The organism is Robertmurraya sp. GLU-23 (assembly GCF_052983275.1).
Genome location: NZ_JBRKCV010000021.1, coordinates 64,225 through 81,718 on the forward strand (window position 1 = coordinate 64,225; position 17,494 = coordinate 81,718).

Genomic DNA, 17,494 nt, shown 5'->3' on the forward strand with positions numbered 1-17,494 from the left:
TAAATATGAAATATTAACATTGGAGGAATTAGTAATGAATCATTTAGTTGTCTATGCACATCCGAACCCTAATAGTTTTAATCACGCAATCCTAGAAACTGTTGTAGCGACTTTACAAGAAAAAGGACACGAAGTATCTGTAAGAGACCTATACAGCATTGGGTTAGATCCTGTTTTAACATTTGATGGAAAAGGTGAAGTATCATCAGAAGTAAAAGAAGAACAAGATTATATACGTAAAGCAGATGTAATCACATTTATTTATCCAATCTGGTGGACAGGGATGCCTGCTATCTTAAAAGGTTATGTTGACAGAGTTTACACGTATGGTTTTGCTTATCAGTACAATGCTGAGGGTGGTGTTGATAAACTTCTAACAGGGAAAAAGGGTTTAATCATTAATACTCACGGAACACCAAAAGATATTTATGACACTATTGGTATGACTGAAGCATTAAAGAAAACTTCTACAACTGGCGTGTTTGAATTCTGTGGGATTGAAAGTGTAGGTCACTTAACTTTTGGAAGTGTTCCTCAAGTAGATGATTCAACTAGAAAAGGAATGCTAGAAGAGATTAAAAATACTGTTAATTCCCAATTCTAATAACCGAGACCTCTCAGTGGAGGTCTTGGTTTTTGGAATGGTTGTTGTTAAAATGGTTACAGGTAATTAAAGTGTGTACATGTAACTAATGTAATAGCGATTGAATTTGGAAGTGTCTTATTGTATACAACAAATAAGGATTCTTCCAAAGCCAGATAAAAACACAAAACGAAAAGTCTTAATAATTAAATGCAAAACCGACCTTACTTAGAACTTTTGGTTTTGTCCGTTTTTAGCACGCTGGTCTGCCGCTTTTGAACGAGCCATTGCTTCTAAGTCGTCATGGTCCGCTAGGTCACGGCTAAATTCTACATCCAACCCGTCTGATTTCAAATTCTTTGGTGTTTGTGGAAGTGTTTGTTTTTTACTCAATGCCAACTCTGCCCCTTTCATAGAAAAAAGTACGGAAATTTAACATATTCCCGTACTTTTATCCTTTACCTTCCCGGACATTGTTATGAATGGAAAAAGTTTAATGTCTCGACTTTTTACCAGAGAATCCTCCTGCTTGGTCAGCAAGTTTGAACTCACGTGAGTAAGTTACTTCTTGCATGCTTGACAACGTGCTTTTAGACTTATCCTTTTTCTTCTTATCACTCATTCAAAAAACATCCTTTCATTAAGGTAGTAATCACGTTACTAATTTTTACCTTAACACTCCATTTGCATACTTCTTTTATGAGTAAATATTAGAAAGAGCTTCTTCAAGAGTCGGAAAGGTGAACGAAAACCCACTCTTAAGTAACTTTTCAGGAATCACCCTTTGTCCTTCGAGCACTAGTATGCTCATTTCACCAAGTAAAAGTTGAAGCGCAAACGATGGGGCAGGTATCCAATGAGGTCGATTTAAGACCGACCCAAGTGTTTTTCCAAAACTCTTCATCGTCACTGCATGAGGAGCACAAAAATTGACGGGACCAGCCAGCTCAGTTGATTCAATTACATGCCGAAGTCCGCTAACGACATCTTTTATATGTATCCAAGAAAGCCATTGATCCCCAGAACCAACCGTTCCTCCTGCAAACAAATGATAAGGAAGAGCTATTCTCGGCAGAGCACCATCCTTTTTGTCTAAAATGACTCCAAAGCGAGCAAATACAGTTCGCACCCCAAACTCTCTAGCCTCAAGGGCTGCAGCCTCCCATTTTTCCACCGTCTGTGCAAGGAAATCATCACCTGCTTTTTCGGTTGCTTCAGTAAAAGTATCAACTGTGGAGGTTCCGTAAAAACCTATCGCGCTGGCATTGATAAGTAATTTTGGTTTTTGCTTTAAGTGTTTTATGATAGAAACTACCTCGTTCGTTGCACTTACTCTGCTATTTAATATGGAAGCTTTCCTTTTATCTGACCATCGTCCACTATTAATGGACTCCCCGGCGAGATTAATGAATACATCGACAGCCTCAAGCTCGCTAGCAGGATCTGCCCTACTTGAAAGCCACTTCACATAAGTGACCCCTTTTTGATACCCATTTTCGGGATTACGCGTTAAAATATAAAGATCATGTCCGTCCGCTCTGAGTGATTCAGTAAGAGCATTGCCAACAAGTCCAGTCCCGCCCGTTATGGCAATTCGCATCAGCTTTCCTCCTTATAAAAAATCATTTACTTTTATTCTACAAGATTGCCTTCATTTTCAGCGTACTCAAATGTGCTACATTACTAAAAGAGGTGAATAAAGATGCCAACAATCACAAAAATAACAGTTCAAAAAAAACGAACCGATCGTTATAATATTTTCCTTGATCATGGAAAAGGAGAAGAATATGGTTTCAGTGTGGATGAGGACGTACTAATCAAACACAGCCTGAAAAAGGGTATGGAGCTTGATGACCTTCTCTTATCGGAAATAGCGTATTCAGATGATATACGAAAAGCTTACAACACAGCAGTAAATTATTTATCACGAATGATGCGAACAGAAGCTGAAGTAAGAAAACATTTAGTTGAAAAAGAAGTGGATGAGGTAATCATTCAAGAGGTCATTCATAAACTGAACGAATACCAATTTCTAAATGATGAACAGCTTGCCTTTGCCTATGTAAGAACTCAAATGAATACAACGGATAAAGGACCAACAGTTATCAAGAGAGAACTGAAGGAAAAAGGAATAGCAGAAACATATATTCTAGAAGCGATGGATGAGTTTCCATTTGAACTACAGCTTGAAAAAGCGGTTGCTTTATGTGAGAAATATATGAAGAAAAACAAACAAGAATCACAGAAAATCATGAAACAAAAGATCGACCAACTTTTATTCAGAAAAGGATATAACTCACAGGTCAACCAAGTTGCTCTTGAGCAAATCGAAGCAACAAGTGATAACGAAGAAATGGAGTCATTGCGTTATCAAGCAGAAAAGTTGGACCGTAAATTCAGTAAATATATTGGATATGAGTATGAACAAAAAATGAAGCAAGCCCTTTATCGAAAAGGTTTTTCCATTGACGCTATAACACAGTATTTAGAGTCCAAATAATATCGTTTATTTGGACTCAATCACAACACATTCTTTCTCCTTTTGTGAAAAAATGATCTCTGCCACTTCTGCTGGAGAACGGAATTTGGAAGGGTCCTTTACATGTTCCGAACCTTTCCAAAAAGGTGTGTTCATTCCACCCATATACACTGCTGAAATAAGAACAGGCTTTGTTTCATATTCCTTCTGTAAGCTTTCAGTAAAGCCTCGAACGGCAAATTTACTTGCAACATACGCCGACTCATTCACTTTTCCCCGCAGCCCAGCGGTTGAAATGATATTCATAACAAAGCTTCCGTCTAATTTGCATATATTTGGAAGAACAGCTTGAGTCATATACATGGTTCCGAGGACATTCGTTTGAAACATCTCCTCGATCTCATTTTCCCTTATTTTATCAAAAGGACCGAAGAAACCAATGCCAGCATTGTTTATAAGTCCGACTACTTTATACTCCTTTAGAAGGGATTGAATGTTCGCGTCTACTTCCTGTTTGTTACGTATATCCATAACCATAATATGAGCGTTATTTAATTGCTTTCTAACTTCTGATAGGCTTTCTTCTGACCTTCCAACTAAAATAAGATGGTAGCCTTCCTTTCCATACTTTAAAGCTAACTCTCGGCCTAGACCCGTTCCAGCTCCTGTGATAATAACCGAATCCAATATGTATCTTCCTTTCGTCTGAGATAATATTATGGTACCATTACGTATACGAAAATACAGCCTAAGAAGCAGGTGGTTGGGATGGAAAAAGAAAAACGTTACAGTGAACTTTCAGAATTTGAATTACATCAAGAAATAGCTAAACTGAATGAGAAGGCAAGAAAAGCAGAGCAGTTAGGTATGGTAAACGAATATGCCGTATTAGAAAGAAAAGCAATAATGGCCAAAGCGTATTTATTAAATCCATTAGATTTTAAGCCTGGTGAGATATATGAAATTGAAGGAGATCCAGGCGCTTATTTTAGAATTGATTATTTAAACGGAGTGTTTGCGTGGGGTTATCGATTAGTGGGGAACAAACAGGAAGAGGCATTACCAATCTCGATGTTGAGAAAAGAGGGAACCAGACAGGCTGATTCCCGATAATTTTATTTACCCTCGAGTACTTGAATTTTTCATCCGTTCTTGTGGATGAGTATTAATGGTTCCATCCGCTCTTTTGGAAGCAAATTCAGGTCTTGCCCTTGGTTCACCCTGGAATTTATTACTGTTTTGGTTTGCAAAATCCTTTGCTTTATTTCGCATCGCATGACCCTCCTAAAAGATGAATGATGAAATAATCAAGCACTCTTAGTATGCTTAACTTAGAGGGGATCGATAACTGGAAAAGAGGTGAAAAGAATGGAACATTATCAGCAAAAACTAATTGAATTATTATTAGAAAAAAATGATAAACTTTCGTATGGACAGGCCCAGACATGGGTGGAGCTTTTGTGGGATGATTTTGAAACAACAAGAGCAAAGGCCGGTTACTCCTACCGAGGAAGTGAGATGACTGAAAGAATTGTTCGACAATGGATCGATTATTATGGTGACAAGCTTCATGATTTTGTTGCTTCTAATCCGAAATATAAGCATCTGTTAGAGCAAGACCCAAGTGAACTTCATTAAAAAAGCGATGTCTACCGGAGACATCGCTTTTCGTTATCCAGGGATAATATCCAGCTTTTTACGTAATTTTTCTTCGCTAAAGATCCAACCCGTATAAGAGGAAAGGATATTAAGTTCAAGATCTAGTTGAACAACCGCCACAAATGGATAATGACCGTTACTGCGATACCGTAGATCTATAAAACGTACTTCGTAATACGTATCATATTCATCCACTTCCCACCGATAAACAGGAGAAAACGATAGAAAAGCGGAAAGGTTTTTATCTTGCTTTGCTGCTTCAAGAACGGGGGTCTCAGGGACTGCAACGCGTTTAAATTGGTCAAGGATACGCACTTTGTTATCATGGGCACGTCCAACAAAGAATTGGTTTTTATTCATAACAGCAATTCGCCACTGGTGAAACTTCATCGTTGGAGCAATAATGATGTCTGTTGCATCTGGAACAAGTTTTTTAACCTCATGATAAACCTTTCTCTGGGTAATAAATCGAAAAATATAGTAAGCAACCAAGACGGCATACACACCGATAAACGAATAACCAGGATGTGCTCCAAATACCCAAGCAATTATGCCAACAATATGCATCGCAAAAATAAATGGATCAAACGTGTTAATAATACCAAGCGCCACCCATTTAGAAGAGAACGGCCGTAACGCCTGCGTACCATATGCATTGAAAATATCAACGAAGACATGAAGAAACACAGCTAAAAAGGTCCAAAGCCATAAGTGAAGTAAATTGGCTTCTGGAAAAATAGGATAAATAATAGCTGTGATGGCTAAAGGCCAAAGCAACACAGCTGGGATGGAGTGTGTGATTCCACGGTGGTTACGAATATAAACGGCATTGTTTCTAAGCTTTAATACTGTGTCAATATCAGGGGCTTGTGAGCCAACAAGAGTAGCAATCATGACACTAGTGGCTGTTGCAGAACTGCTTGCTACAACGGGATCAAGTGTTGCAAGTCCTCCTAAAGCTAATCCCATCACAACGTGTGTACCGGTATCCAAAGGAATCTCCCTCCTTTTTAGGAAATATTTAATCCTTCTCTTATCTTAATTTTATCAATAATTTTCTTGTAAAAGTAGTGATAAATCGTTACTTTAAAGTAGTTGTAACATTTACTGTATATCACGGTCCGAATTTTAAGATTTCGTAAAAAATGAATGGGATAAGCTATTATATTCCCTTAGTATGTACTTGTTTAAATTTTTGGAGGCAAAAAAATGTCTAATTCTTTAAAAAACGTTACAAATATAAATAAGGAAGAATTTCAAAAGGATTTAATCAGCTGGTTTGAAAGAGAGCAAAGAGACCTTCCTTGGAGGAAAGACCAAGATCCTTACAAAGTCTGGGTATCAGAGATTATGCTTCAACAAACTAGGGTAGATACAGTCATTCCATATTTTAACCGATTTATCACAGAGTTCCCTACAATAGAAGCTTTATCAAATGCTGATGAAGAAAAAGTATTAAAGGCTTGGGAAGGGTTAGGTTATTACTCAAGAGTCCGTAATCTTCAATCAGCGGTTCGAGAGGTTCATGAGCAATATGGAGGAAAAGTACCAAATACACCAAAGGAAATTTCTGGCTTAAAAGGTGTCGGCCCCTATACGGCAGGAGCTATTCTTTCCATAGCCTATGGAGTACCAGAACCAGCCGTCGATGGAAACGTAATGCGAGTGTTTTCCAGGATTCTTTCGATTTGGGATGATATTGCAAAAGCATCCAGTAGAAAAGTATTCGAGGAAGCTGTTCGTGCCTTTATTTCACATGAAAACCCATCATATTTTAACCAAGCATTAATGGAGCTAGGCGCATTAATTTGTACCCCAACTTCACCATCGTGCTTGCTCTGTCCGGTTCGTGACCATTGTCATGCCTTCGAGGAAGGAACTCAAACCGAATTACCTGTTAAAACGAAGGCGAAAAAACAGAGAAAGATTCAACTCGCAGCAGTTGTTCTGAAAGACACGGAGGGAAGAACGGTTATTCAAAAGCGCCCTTCATCCGGTTTGCTTGCGAATTTGTGGCAGTTTCCAAATATGGAAATCCATCTCCCTGTTTTAGGAGATAGAGAACAATTAGTATCCAACCTTAAGGAAGAATATGGAGTTCAGTGTAATGTAGGGGAGCTTGTCGGTCATATTGAACATGTCTTCTCTCATCTTGTATGGAATATTAATGTGTATGAAGGAACTTTATTAGCACCTATCACAACATCTGATACTTTAAAGCTTGTTGACCAGGATGAAATAGAAAGCTTTGCCTTTCCGGTTTCCCATCAGAAAATGCTGCGTCAATTTTATAAAAAAGAGTAAACGCCACTAGCTTGTGGCGTTTTTTCTCCCTCTTATCTTTAGTCGTAAGAAATCCTAGTTCCATGCGTCCAGTCGGCTTCATTTCGATGAAGTCCCCCGCGCCCTTCGATTTCCTTAATAATCTCTCGGTGGATGGTTACACCTTCTGAATTTAAATATGGCATAATTTGTTGAAGCGAGTGGTGGAAAAAAGCTAGCTCTTCATTTTTCCAATCCGTTTTTGGTATCATTGAGAGTTCTGTCATATCTCGACCTACATACATTGTCTCACACATCCTCTATTTTTCTTATAGATGTATTGTGGTAATCTTATTTGTGAACTATTCATATAAAAGAAAAATTATCAGAAAGTGAAGGGATATGTACATATGACAAATAAAGTTGCACTAATTACAGGAAGTAGTAGAGGTATTGGAAAAGCAACTGCCCTGCGATTAGCAAAAGAAGGATACGATATTGTCGTTAACTATGCTCGCAGCAAAAAAGCGGCACTAGAAACTGCAGCAGAAATTGAGGCACTTGGTAGAAAGGCATTGGTTGTTAAAGCAAACGTAGGCGATGTTAGTAAAATCAAAACCATGTTTGAAGAAATTGATGCTCATTTTGGAAGACTCGATATATTTGTAAGTAATGCCGCTTCAGGTGTTCTTCGCCCAGCCATGGAACTTGAAGAATCTCACTGGGATTGGACAATGAATATTAATAGCAAGGCACTCTTATTTTGTGCACAGGAAGCAGCAAAACTGATGGAGAAAAATGATGGAGGGAAAATTGTGAGTATTAGTTCACTTGGATCCATTCGTTATTTGGAAAATTACACAACTGTTGGTGTTTCAAAGGCAGCTCTTGAAGCACTTACGCGTTATTTAGCTGTGGAACTAGCACCAAAGAACATTCGAGTGAACGCTGTTTCAGGTGGGGCAATTGATACAGAGGCACTTCTTCATTTTCCAAATCGCGAAGAAATGTTGGAAGAAGCCAGACAAAAAACACCTGCTGGGAGAATGGTTGAAATTGATGATATGGTAAACACGATCATGTTCTTGTTAAGTGATGGTTCCGATATGATTCGTGGCCAAACGATTATCGTTGATGGAGGAATTTCTCTTTTAGTGTAGTAAAAATTGGAAAAAAATTCTTTGGGATAGACCCATCACCTCTTGGATAAATTAATCTCTGTGGAGGTGATTACAATGGCAAAGCAACCAAACAAAACTCAATCTGGAACTAACGTTCAAGAAGTGAGACAACAAAACGCTGCATCAGCTGGACAAGGCCAATACGGTACTGAGTTCGCTAGCGAAACTAACGCACAAGAAGTAAGACAACAAAACGCTCAAGCTGAATCTCGCAAGGGCCAAAACTCTTAATATTAACCACAATAAGGTGCTCTTTCTAATCGGAAAGAGCACCTTATTTATTTTAAGGCGCTTCCGCTTTTCGGTGTCCAGCTCCAGCGCCTAGCCCCTCGAGGTCATAAGCCAAATCCCTCCAGAAGGCAGGCCTTCCTACGTGATTCGTCTTATGCTTGTCGGGGCTAAACAAGGCGCTTCCGCTTTTTCGTGTTCGACAAAACTTCTGATACGTCTACATAACTAGTCAAAGGAAACTCAGGAACCTTACCGAATAGTATATATATCGAAAAAGAAGGCGGTGGGCAAAGGTGAGTGATTTTTCGCGATTAGTTGGTGAACAAATGGCTACAATGGAAAAGCTACTATACATACAAACAGAGCTTGAACGCTGTCAAGAAATTGAAGAGGAATTGAAACTGCTGCAAAAGCATGCGAATTTGGAAAGTATTCAGGATGAGATTCAACAAATGAAGCAGGATTTGCGTGAAATTCATCATATTTTCGAAAGGCAAACGGAGGAGCTTATTCGCTCATATCAGGAAGCAGAAATAGCTTTGAAAAGATAAAAAGAGAAAAAATAACACAATTCAACTAATTTTATACTTAAATTATAAAGCCTTTGAGAAATTTCAAGGGCTCTTTGTTTTAAATTCGATGTTTTACCGTTATAATAGTAGAAAACAGGAAATGTTCTTTGTAACCTTTTGAGGAAAACTTTTATTATATTAGCATTTTTTAGGTTTCGGGAGCGTTCGATTAATGAAAGTAGGGAGAATAATGGGCGTACCCATGGAAGGTGAACCGATCCAAATACATAGTTACAAACATAATGGTCACATCCATCGAGTATGGGAGGAGACTACCGTATTAAAGGGAACGCAAGGATTAGTCATTGGTGGAAATGACCGTACCATCGTAACTGAATCGGATGGAAGAACATGGATAACTAGAGAACCCGCAATTTGTTATTTCCATTCTCAATACTGGTTTAATGTCATCGGAATGATACGTGAAGATGGAGTGTATTATTATTGCAACATAAGCTCCCCATTTATTTTTGATGGAGAAGCATTAAAATACATTGACTATGACCTTGATATTAAAGTGTTTCCAGATATGACTTTTAATTTGTTAGACGAGGATGAGTACGAGCGTCATCGTATTGAGATGAACTACCCGGAAGTCATTGATAAAATTCTTCGCGCAAATGTGGACAACCTGATTAGTTGGATTCGTCAGCGAAAAGGACCCTTTGCACCTGATTTTATTGATACATGGTACGAAAGATATTTAACATACAGACGGTAATCATTTAACAAAAGAAAACGCCTGTTGTCACTAGTTGCAACAGGTTTTTCTTTATGTAAGTAAGAGCTGAATGGAGGGTGTCAGGATGAGTAGCATTCGAAGGTATTTACACTTTGTAAAACCTTATCGATTACAAATCATCGGGACAATCATTATTGGAATCATTAAGTTTGTCATACCGCTATTAATTCCGATTTTAATCAAATATGTCCTAGATGATATCGTTGGTAATCAAACATTATCGGCAGAAGAAAAAACGAGTAAGCTATTTATGATCATGGCCATTATGATGGTAATTTTTGTTGTCGCTAGACCGCCAATTGAATACTATCGACAATACTATGCCCAATGGGTTGCTAGTAAGATCTTATACGATATAAGAGACAAGTTGTACACGCATATTCAAAAATTGAGTTTCAAATTTTATTCAAATAACAAAGCGGGAGAAGTTATCTCACGTGTTATTAATGACGTGGAGCAAACAAAAACATTTGTCATTACCGGACTAATGAATTTATGGCTTGATATGGCCACAATAGCAATAGCGATCATCTTAATGATGATGATGGATGTTAAGTTAACACTTGTTTCACTTGTCTTGTTTCCTTTTTACGCCTTTTCCGTAAAGTATTTTTTCGGTAATTTACGGGGACTTACCAGAAAAAGGTCTCAGGCCCTTGCTGAAGTACAAAGCTTTCTCCATGAGAGAGTTCAAGGGATGTCAGTTATTAAAAGCTTTGCAGTAGAAGACTATGAACAGGACCGTTTTGATAAGCAAAATAGGAATTTTCTAATAAAAGCCCTAGACCATACAAAGTGGAATGCAAAAGCCTTTGCAGTTGTAAATACAATAACAGACATCGCTCCGCTCATTGTGATCGGATATTCAGGTTATCAGGTTGTTCAAGGAGATCTTTCGATAGGAGAAATGGTGGCGTTTATTGCATATATTGATCGTTTGTACAACCCGTTACGAAGATTGGTTAATTCGTCCACGACATTAACACAATCTATTGCCTCCATGGATCGTGTGTTTGAATTTGTGGATGAAAAATATGATATTGATGATTCACCCAATGCAGTTGAATGTAAAAAAGTGGTTGGGAAGGTCCACTTCCAAAATGTGTTTTTTCGATACAATGAAAATGAACAAGATATATTAAAAAACATAAATCTCGAAGTAACACCAGGGGAGACCATTGCACTCGTAGGTATGAGTGGTGGAGGTAAATCCTCTTTAATTAGCTTAATTCCTAGGTTTTATGATGTGACAGGTGGAGCAATTTATTTAGATGGACAAGATATCCGTTCCTTACAAGTCCGTTCACTAAGAGATAAAATTGGAATGGTGTTACAAGATAGTATTTTGTTTAGTGATTCAGTTAAAGAGAATATTTTACTAGCTAAACCAGGGGCGTCAGACGAAGAGGTAATTGCAGCTGCCAAGGCAGCGAATGCTCACGAATTTATCATGAACCTACCAGAAGGGTACGAGACAAAGGTAGGAGAAAGAGGCGTCAAGCTTTCGGGTGGGCAAAAGCAACGGATTGCAATTGCTAGAGTATTTATTAAAAATCCGCCAATTCTTGTAATGGATGAGGCTACTTCGGCTTTAGATTTAGAAAGTGAAGCATTAATTCAAGAAGCTTTTGAGAAGCTTGCAAAGGACCGAACAACCTTTATTGTTGCTCACCGATTGTCTACAATCACTCATGCAGACCGAATAGTCTTGATAGAAAATGGAGAGATTTCTGAAATCGGAAAGCATGAAGAACTGATGAAAAAGCAAGGGAACTACTATAAATTATTCCAAATTCAGCAGTTGGAGCATTAACATCACCCCCGAGGGAGAAACCTTCGGGGGCTTTTTGTCATTTCTTGTAAGAGGTATTCATATGATAAAGAGTATGGCAAGGGAAAATTACTATGTTAACATATTATTCTAAAAATTAGTAAGATTGAGAAATAGTTGTAGACTTACCAGTATTTATAGAATAAAATGAAAAAAAAGAATGAATTGAATATTCAGTAAGAGAGGAGTAACTTTGTGAGTCAAACTCCAGTATTAGATGTAAAACAGCTCCAGACGACCTTCTTTTCATCAGATGGAGAGATTCCTGCTGTTGACCAAATCAGCTTCTCGGTAAATAAGGGAGAGATTCTGGGAATTGTTGGTGAATCAGGATGTGGAAAAAGCGTGACTTCCTTGTCGATTATGAAGCTCATTCCCCAGCCGCCAGGGAAAATAACAAATGGTGAGATCTGGTTAAATGGTGAAAATCTTGTTCAAGCTTCGGAGAAAAGGATGCGTGAAATAAGAGGTAATGAAGTAGCGATGATTTTCCAAGAGCCGATGACTTCCCTTAATCCTCTTTTCACAATAGGAAATCAATTAATAGAAGGAATTCGAATACATAAGAAAATGAATAAAAAAGAAGCACGAAGAGAAGCGATCCAGATGTTAAAGCTAGTTGGACTTCCTCGTGCAGAACAAATAATCGATGAATACCCTCATCAGCTATCAGGTGGCATGAGACAGCGTGTCATGATTGCGATGGCCCTTTCCTGTCACCCACGACTATTAATCGCCGACGAGCCGACAACCGCATTGGATGTTACAATACAGGCGCAAATTCTAGCGTTAATGAAGGATTTGAATGAAAAACTGGATACAGCAATCGTCATGATTACTCATGATCTTGGAGTGGTCGCAGACCTTTGTCAGCGAGTTATTGTCATGTATGCGGGGAAAATTGTTGAGGAAGCAGAAGTAAGAGATATATTCAAAAACCCAAAGCATCCATACACGATGGGACTATTACAATCAGTACCAGATGTTAGAGAGAAAAAGGAGCGGCTTTATTCTATTCCTGGGAACGTTCCGAAGCCTGGATCCATACAAAAAGGCTGTCGTTTCGCAGCCCGCTGCGATAAGGCGCATGATCGTTGTTACATAGAGGATCCGAAACTCTATCAATTGGAGAATGGTCAAAGTGTAAGATGCTTCCTCCATGAAGGAGTTGTTGCTCATGACTAATGTTTTATTGAAAGTTGATAATCTAAAAAAGTATTTTCCTATTACAGGCGGCTTGTTTGGAAAAACAGTCGGCCATGTAAAAGCAGTTGATGATGTTAGTTTTTATGTTCGAAAGGGAGAAACGCTAGGTCTTGTTGGTGAATCTGGTTGTGGCAAATCAACAACTGGCCGTGTTTTAATGCGTTTGTTAGAGGCGACAGAGGGAAAGGTCTTTTTTGAGGATCAAGAATTAACAAGTCTTAATTCAAATGCAATGAGAAAAATGAGAAAAGAAATTCAAATGGTTTTTCAGGACCCTTTTGCTTCTCTAAACCCTCGACATACGGTTGAAAAGATTCTTGAAGAACCGCTTATCGTTCATGGAATGGGTGATAAGGAAGAGCGGAAAAGAAGAGTGAGAGAAATGCTTGAGGTTGTTGGTTTGAGCAGTTACCATGCGAAGAGATACCCGCATCAATTCAGCGGTGGTCAAAGGCAACGGATAGGTATTGCTCGTGCATTAATGACCAAGCCAAAGCTTATTATCGCTGATGAACCTGTTTCAGCACTTGATGTATCCATTCAATCACAGGTGTTAAATCTTCTTGAGGATTTGCAAAAGGACTTTGGTTTAACATATATCTTTATTGCTCATGATCTAGGAGTAGTCAAACATATTAGTGATCGAGTGGGAGTTATGTATTTAGGTAGATTGGTAGAGATTACTGAATCAGAGAAGCTTTACGAAAAGCCTCTCCACCCGTATACAAGAGCTTTACTTGATTCCATTCCGATTCCTGACCCAGATGTCAAAAAGGATCGGGAGCTTTTAAGCGGAGATCTTCCAAGCCCATCTAACCCTCCACTGGGTTGTGCGTTTCACACACGCTGCAGGGATTGTATGGATATCTGTAAAACAACAAGACCCGAAATGAAAGAAGTTGAACCTGGTCACTTTGCTGCATGTCACCTTTACTAAAAAAGTGACTTGAGGCATGGATGATAAATAAAAAAAGAGAGTAGTGAACTCTCAGATTAAGAGGGGGAAAAACATTGAAAAAGCGAACTAGTCTTATGTTCCTTGCTTTTATCCTAATACTTTCATTAGCATTGGTCGGATGTAGCAAGAACACAGCTAATGAGTCTTCTTCAGAAGGAGAAGGTTCAGGAAGCGAGGAAGCTGCGGTTGATACATTAGTTTTTGGACGTGGTGGCGATTCAGTCTCACTAGACCCGGCTACTGCTACTGATGGTGAGTCTTTCAAAGTAACAAAGAACATTTTTGAAACCCTGATTGAATTCGGAGAACAAGACACTGAACTTGCTCCAGGATTAGCAACGGAGTGGTCGAATAGTGAAGATGGATTAACTTATACATTAAAGCTGCGTGAAGGTATCAAGTTTCATGACGGAACAGATTTCAACGCAGAAGCTGTTAAGTTTAACTTTGACCGCTGGGCAAGTGGTGATAAAGAACAATACTACTACTATAACTCTCAATTCGGTGATCGTATCAAAGAAGTGAAAGTGGTAGATGACTACACAGTTGAATTTGTTCTAAATTCTCCATTAGCACCATTCTATAAAAACTTAGCAATGAGCCCATTCGCAATTGCGAGCCCTGCTGCAATTGAAGAATATGGCGATAAGTTCATGGAAAATCCAGTTGGTACAGGTCCATTCGTATTTAAAGAGTGGAAGCGTAATGACAAAATTACAATCGTAAAGAACGAAGAATACTGGCAAGAAGGATTGCCGAAGCTTAGCCAAGTTATTTTCCGTGCGATTCCTGATAACTCTGCACGTTTAAATGCATTATCTTCAGGTGAAGTAGACTTAATTGATGGTGTAAACTTCTCGGATGTTGGAACGATTGAGGCCAATGCAGATTTACAAACATTCTACCGTCCTTCTTTAAACATTGCTTACCTTGGTTTAACAAGTACGCGCGGTCCATTGAAGGAAAAGTTAGTTCGTCAAGCGCTTAACTATGCAGTAGACAAAGAAGCTCTTATTGATGCATTTTATGCTGGAGCTGCGGAGCCTGCGAAGAACCCAATGCCTCCAGTTGTTGCTGGATACAATGATGATGTAGTTGATTATGAGTATGATCCTGAAAAAGCAAAAGAACTTTTAAAAGAAGCTGGTTACGAAAACGGCTTTGAAATGGAACTTTGGGCAATGCCTGTAGCAAGACCTTATATGCCAGATGGACAAAAGGTTGCAGAAGCACTTCAAGCTAACTTCGAAGCAATCGGAGTAAAAGCCAAAATTGTTACTTATGAGTGGGGTACTTACTTAGACAAGGCTCGCCTTGGAGAAGCGGATACATTCCTACTTGGCTGGACAGGTGACAACGGTGATGCTGATAACTTCTTATATGTATTACTTGACCAAGATAGCATCGGAAGCAATAACTACTCTTACTATCAAAACCAAGAAGTTCACGATCTATTGGTAGCAGCGCAATCTACAGCTGACCAAGCTGAGCGTGAGAAGCTTTATAAAGAAGCGCAAGTATTAATTAAAGAAGATGCTCCATGGATTCCACTAGTACACTCACAACCAGCTTTAGCAGGAAAAGCGAATATTACTGGCTTCCTTCCGCATCCAACTGGTTCTGATATTCTTTCAACGGTTGAATTCAAATAATGAATGAGGAAAAGGGAGTGGAGTTTCGCTCCCTTTTTTCACTCTATTCATCCTAAATTGAAGCGAGGTGGACTATGCTTACTTATACAGTTAAACGATTATTTTCCTTGATTCCAGTTCTTCTCGGATTATCATTAGTTGTCTTTTTTATGATTCGAGCTATACCGGGTGATCCTGCTCAGTTAATTCTAGGTCAGCTTGCAACTAAGGAGGCGGTTGAGGCATTAACAAAACAGTTGGGACTCGATCAGCCATGGTTCGTTCAGTATTTTCATTATCTAGGAAACTTGTTAACAGGAGATCTTGGTGAGTCAATTAGGACAAAAGCTCCGATCTCTGAAGAAATGGTCCCTTATTTAATGGCGACCATTGAGCTTTCGTTCTGCGCGATGTTAGTGGCAGTTGTAATTGGTGTTAATGCTGGAATCATCAGTGCATGGTTCCAAAATTCATGGTTCGATTATGTGGCCATGGTATTAGCTTTAGTTGGTGTATCCATGCCGATATTTTGGCTTGGTCTAATGGAACAATGGGTATTTGCTATTAATTTAGATTGGCTTCCAACTTCTGGCAGGGAAGAAGTGAGAAATCCGGTTACTGCTATAACTAATATTTATATTATTGATACCATCATTCAAGGACGAACTGATCAGCTCGTTGAGGTCATTAAACATCTTGTCCTTCCAAGTATCGCATTAGCCACAATTCCAATGGCAATCATTGCAAGGATCACACGTTCAACCATGCTTGAGGTTATGCGTTCAGACTTTATCCGTACAGCACGTGCAAAAGGATTAAAGATGTTTTGGGTTGTGTACAAGCATTCATTAAAAAATGCTATCATTCCAGTTTTGACCATAATAGGACTACAAACAGGGCTATTATTAGGTGGTGCGATACTTACTGAAACAATATTTAGTTGGCCGGGAATTGGTCGTTATATTTATGAAGCGATTGGTTACCGTGACTATCCGGTAGTGCAGTCTGGAGTATTAGTTATTGCTTTTATATTTGTCATGATTAACTTAGTCATCGACTTATTGTATGCAGCGATAGATCCTCGAATTAAATACCATTAATTGAAAGGAGGGGCTTCAATGGAACTTTCAACACAAAAAAATGATCAGCCCATTATTGGAACAGACGAGAAGGTTGTTTCACCCTGGCTGGAAGCTTGGATCAGCTTTAAAAAGAATAAGCTTGCAGTAATTGGAGCGTTCATTGTTATATTCTTTATTTTGGTCGCAATATTTGCACCTTTAATCGCACCTTATACGTTTAAGGAGCAAATGCTGTCTAACCGTTTAGTACCACCATCGAGTGATCATTGGTTCGGAACGGACGATTTTGGTCGTGATATTTTCTCAAGAGTTGTATATGGGGCAAGAATCTCCTTATGGGTCGGTTTTTTAGCAGTATTAGGATCGATTGTAGTTGGCTGTCTACTAGGAATATTAGCAGGATATTATGGTAAGTGGGTTGATACGATTATCTCTAGAACATTTGATATTATGCTTGCTTTCCCTAGTATTCTACTAGCAATTGCAATCGTGGCTGTCCTTGGTCCATCTTTACGTAATGCATTAATTGCGATTGCCATTATCAATATTCCAAACTTTGGCCGTTTAATACGATCAAGAGTTTTAACGGTTAAGCAGGAAGAATATATTATGGCAGCAAAAGCAGTGGGAATGAAAAACTCTCGTATTTTATTTCACCATGTGTTGCCAAATAGTATGGCTCCGATAATTGTACAAGGAACTTTAGCAATAGCAACTGCAATTATTGAAGCTGCAGCATTAGGTTTTTTAGGACTTGGAGCGGAGGCACCAAACCCTGAATGGGGGAAAATGCTTGCGGATGCAAGAACATTCCTAATACAAGCACCGTGGACAATGATATTCCCCGGGCTTGCCATCATGTTGACCGTTCTTGGATTTAACTTAATGGGGGATGGTTTACGAGACGCACTAGACCCACGAATGAAGAACTAACAAAAAGCAGCTGATAAAATGAACTGCCCCATAAATGTTAGACATCAATCTTACATTTATGGGGTTTTTTATGTCTAATTTTACAGCGGAAAATAGAATACAAATGGTTTTAAGGTATTTAAATGGTAACGAATCAATTAAGGA

General features: G+C 38.8%; 22 protein-coding genes. 15 read left to right on the forward strand and 7 right to left on the reverse strand.

Annotated features, from left to right (window positions below; all coding sequences use genetic code 11):
* The first annotated feature begins 34 nt into the window (after positions 1–34).
* On the forward strand, positions 35–604 hold the full coding sequence (locus ACVBAX_RS22540) for an NAD(P)H-dependent oxidoreductase (protein ID WP_447119015.1): 570 nt from the start codon (positions 35–37) through the stop codon (positions 602–604).
* 207 nt (positions 605–811) lie between these two features.
* Here the strand turns inward: ACVBAX_RS22540 and ACVBAX_RS22545 are convergent, their stop codons facing one another.
* From ACVBAX_RS22545 to ACVBAX_RS22555, 3 genes are all read right to left on the reverse strand, one after another.
* Positions 812–997, reverse strand: a complete 186-nt coding sequence (locus tag ACVBAX_RS22545) for a YfhD family protein (RefSeq protein WP_447119017.1) — start codon at positions 995–997, stop codon at positions 812–814.
* 79 nt (positions 998–1,076) lie between these two features.
* A complete protein-coding gene (locus ACVBAX_RS22550; protein ID WP_084362114.1) occupies positions 1,077–1,205 on the reverse strand; it encodes a YfhE family protein in 129 nt (42 codons plus the stop codon).
* A gap of 75 nt (positions 1,206–1,280) precedes the next feature.
* Positions 1,281–2,183 (reverse strand): TIGR01777 family oxidoreductase, encoded by a 903-nt coding sequence (locus tag ACVBAX_RS22555; RefSeq protein ID WP_447119019.1) that lies wholly within the window; start codon positions 2,181–2,183, stop codon positions 1,281–1,283.
* 102 nt (positions 2,184–2,285) lie between these two features.
* Here ACVBAX_RS22555 and recX point away from each other — a divergent pair, with 102 nt between their 5' ends.
* Positions 2,286–3,083: a recombination regulator RecX gene (gene recX, locus ACVBAX_RS22560; RefSeq protein ID WP_447119021.1), complete on the forward strand. Its 798-nt coding sequence runs from the start codon at positions 2,286–2,288 to the stop codon at positions 3,081–3,083.
* 6 nt (positions 3,084–3,089) lie between these two features.
* Here the strand turns inward: recX and ACVBAX_RS22565 are convergent, their stop codons facing one another.
* A complete protein-coding gene (locus ACVBAX_RS22565; protein WP_447119023.1) occupies positions 3,090–3,749 on the reverse strand; it encodes an SDR family NAD(P)-dependent oxidoreductase in 660 nt (219 codons plus the stop codon).
* Positions 3,750–3,830: 81 nt separating this feature from the next.
* On the opposite strand from ACVBAX_RS22565, the gene ACVBAX_RS22570 reads away from it, so the two are divergent.
* Positions 3,831–4,175, forward strand: a complete 345-nt coding sequence (locus ACVBAX_RS22570) for a YfhH family protein (protein WP_340902677.1) — start codon at positions 3,831–3,833, stop codon at positions 4,173–4,175.
* Positions 4,176–4,181: 6 nt separating this feature from the next.
* Here the strand turns inward: ACVBAX_RS22570 and ACVBAX_RS22575 are convergent, their stop codons facing one another.
* A complete protein-coding gene (locus ACVBAX_RS22575) occupies positions 4,182–4,334 on the reverse strand; it encodes a small, acid-soluble spore protein K (RefSeq protein ID WP_160548983.1) in 153 nt (50 codons plus the stop codon).
* A 96-nt stretch (positions 4,335–4,430) separates the two neighbouring features.
* Here ACVBAX_RS22575 and ACVBAX_RS22580 point away from each other — a divergent pair, with 96 nt between their 5' ends.
* Positions 4,431–4,700, forward strand: a complete 270-nt coding sequence (locus ACVBAX_RS22580) for a YfhJ family protein (protein ID WP_160548982.1) — start codon at positions 4,431–4,433, stop codon at positions 4,698–4,700.
* A 33-nt stretch (positions 4,701–4,733) separates the two neighbouring features.
* Here ACVBAX_RS22580 and ACVBAX_RS22585 read toward each other — a convergent pair whose 3' ends face one another.
* Entirely contained in the window at positions 4,734–5,714 is a 981-nt protein-coding gene (locus ACVBAX_RS22585) for a metal-dependent hydrolase (RefSeq protein ID WP_447119026.1), read from the reverse strand.
* A gap of 216 nt (positions 5,715–5,930) precedes the next feature.
* Between ACVBAX_RS22585 and mutY the strand changes: the two genes are divergently transcribed.
* Positions 5,931–7,025 carry an A/G-specific adenine glycosylase gene (gene mutY / locus ACVBAX_RS22590; RefSeq protein WP_447119028.1) on the forward strand — a complete coding sequence of 365 codons (1,095 nt, stop codon included), beginning with the start codon at positions 5,931–5,933 and terminating at the stop codon, positions 7,023–7,025.
* A gap of 38 nt (positions 7,026–7,063) precedes the next feature.
* Here the strand turns inward: mutY and ACVBAX_RS22595 are convergent, their stop codons facing one another.
* Positions 7,064–7,288, reverse strand: coding sequence for a hypothetical protein (locus tag ACVBAX_RS22595; RefSeq protein WP_251520240.1), 225 nt, complete (start codon positions 7,286–7,288; stop codon positions 7,064–7,066).
* Between the two features lie 105 nt (positions 7,289–7,393).
* On the opposite strand from ACVBAX_RS22595, the gene fabL reads away from it, so the two are divergent.
* The 10 genes from fabL (at position 7,394) to ACVBAX_RS22645 (ending at position 17,350) form a co-directional block, all read left to right on the forward strand.
* Positions 7,394–8,143 carry an enoyl-[acyl-carrier-protein] reductase FabL gene (gene fabL, locus ACVBAX_RS22600; RefSeq protein WP_447119031.1) on the forward strand — a complete coding sequence of 250 codons (750 nt, stop codon included), beginning with the start codon at positions 7,394–7,396 and terminating at the stop codon, positions 8,141–8,143.
* A 75-nt stretch (positions 8,144–8,218) separates the two neighbouring features.
* Positions 8,219–8,395: a gamma-type small acid-soluble spore protein gene (locus tag ACVBAX_RS22605; RefSeq protein ID WP_430775983.1), complete on the forward strand. Its 177-nt coding sequence runs from the start codon at positions 8,219–8,221 to the stop codon at positions 8,393–8,395.
* A gap of 293 nt (positions 8,396–8,688) precedes the next feature.
* Positions 8,689–8,946 (forward strand): YgaB family protein, encoded by a 258-nt coding sequence (locus ACVBAX_RS22610; RefSeq protein ID WP_447119033.1) that lies wholly within the window; start codon positions 8,689–8,691, stop codon positions 8,944–8,946.
* A gap of 211 nt (positions 8,947–9,157) precedes the next feature.
* Positions 9,158–9,688 carry a nucleoside tri-diphosphate phosphatase gene (ntdP, locus tag ACVBAX_RS22615; RefSeq protein WP_119710494.1) on the forward strand — a complete coding sequence of 177 codons (531 nt, stop codon included), beginning with the start codon at positions 9,158–9,160 and terminating at the stop codon, positions 9,686–9,688.
* An 85-nt stretch (positions 9,689–9,773) separates the two neighbouring features.
* Positions 9,774–11,522, forward strand: coding sequence for an ABC transporter ATP-binding protein (locus ACVBAX_RS22620; protein ID WP_447119036.1), 1,749 nt, complete (start codon positions 9,774–9,776; stop codon positions 11,520–11,522).
* Between the two features lie 213 nt (positions 11,523–11,735).
* On the forward strand, positions 11,736–12,725 hold the full coding sequence (locus ACVBAX_RS22625; RefSeq protein WP_447119038.1) for an ABC transporter ATP-binding protein: 990 nt from the start codon (positions 11,736–11,738) through the stop codon (positions 12,723–12,725).
* Complete coding sequence (locus ACVBAX_RS22630) at positions 12,718–13,683, forward strand: ABC transporter ATP-binding protein (protein WP_447119040.1); 966 nt, start codon at positions 12,718–12,720, stop codon at positions 13,681–13,683. Before ACVBAX_RS22625 ends, ACVBAX_RS22630 begins: the two co-directional genes overlap by 8 nt.
* Positions 13,684–13,757: 74 nt before the next feature.
* Complete coding sequence (locus ACVBAX_RS22635; RefSeq protein ID WP_447119042.1) at positions 13,758–15,356, forward strand: ABC transporter substrate-binding protein; 1,599 nt, start codon at positions 13,758–13,760, stop codon at positions 15,354–15,356.
* Between the two features lie 74 nt (positions 15,357–15,430).
* Positions 15,431–16,435: an ABC transporter permease gene (locus ACVBAX_RS22640; protein ID WP_119707033.1), complete on the forward strand. Its 1,005-nt coding sequence runs from the start codon at positions 15,431–15,433 to the stop codon at positions 16,433–16,435.
* Positions 16,436–16,453: 18 nt separating this feature from the next.
* Positions 16,454–17,350 (forward strand): ABC transporter permease, encoded by an 897-nt coding sequence (locus tag ACVBAX_RS22645; RefSeq protein ID WP_447119044.1) that lies wholly within the window; start codon positions 16,454–16,456, stop codon positions 17,348–17,350.
* The last annotated feature ends 144 nt before the right edge of the window (positions 17,351–17,494 follow it).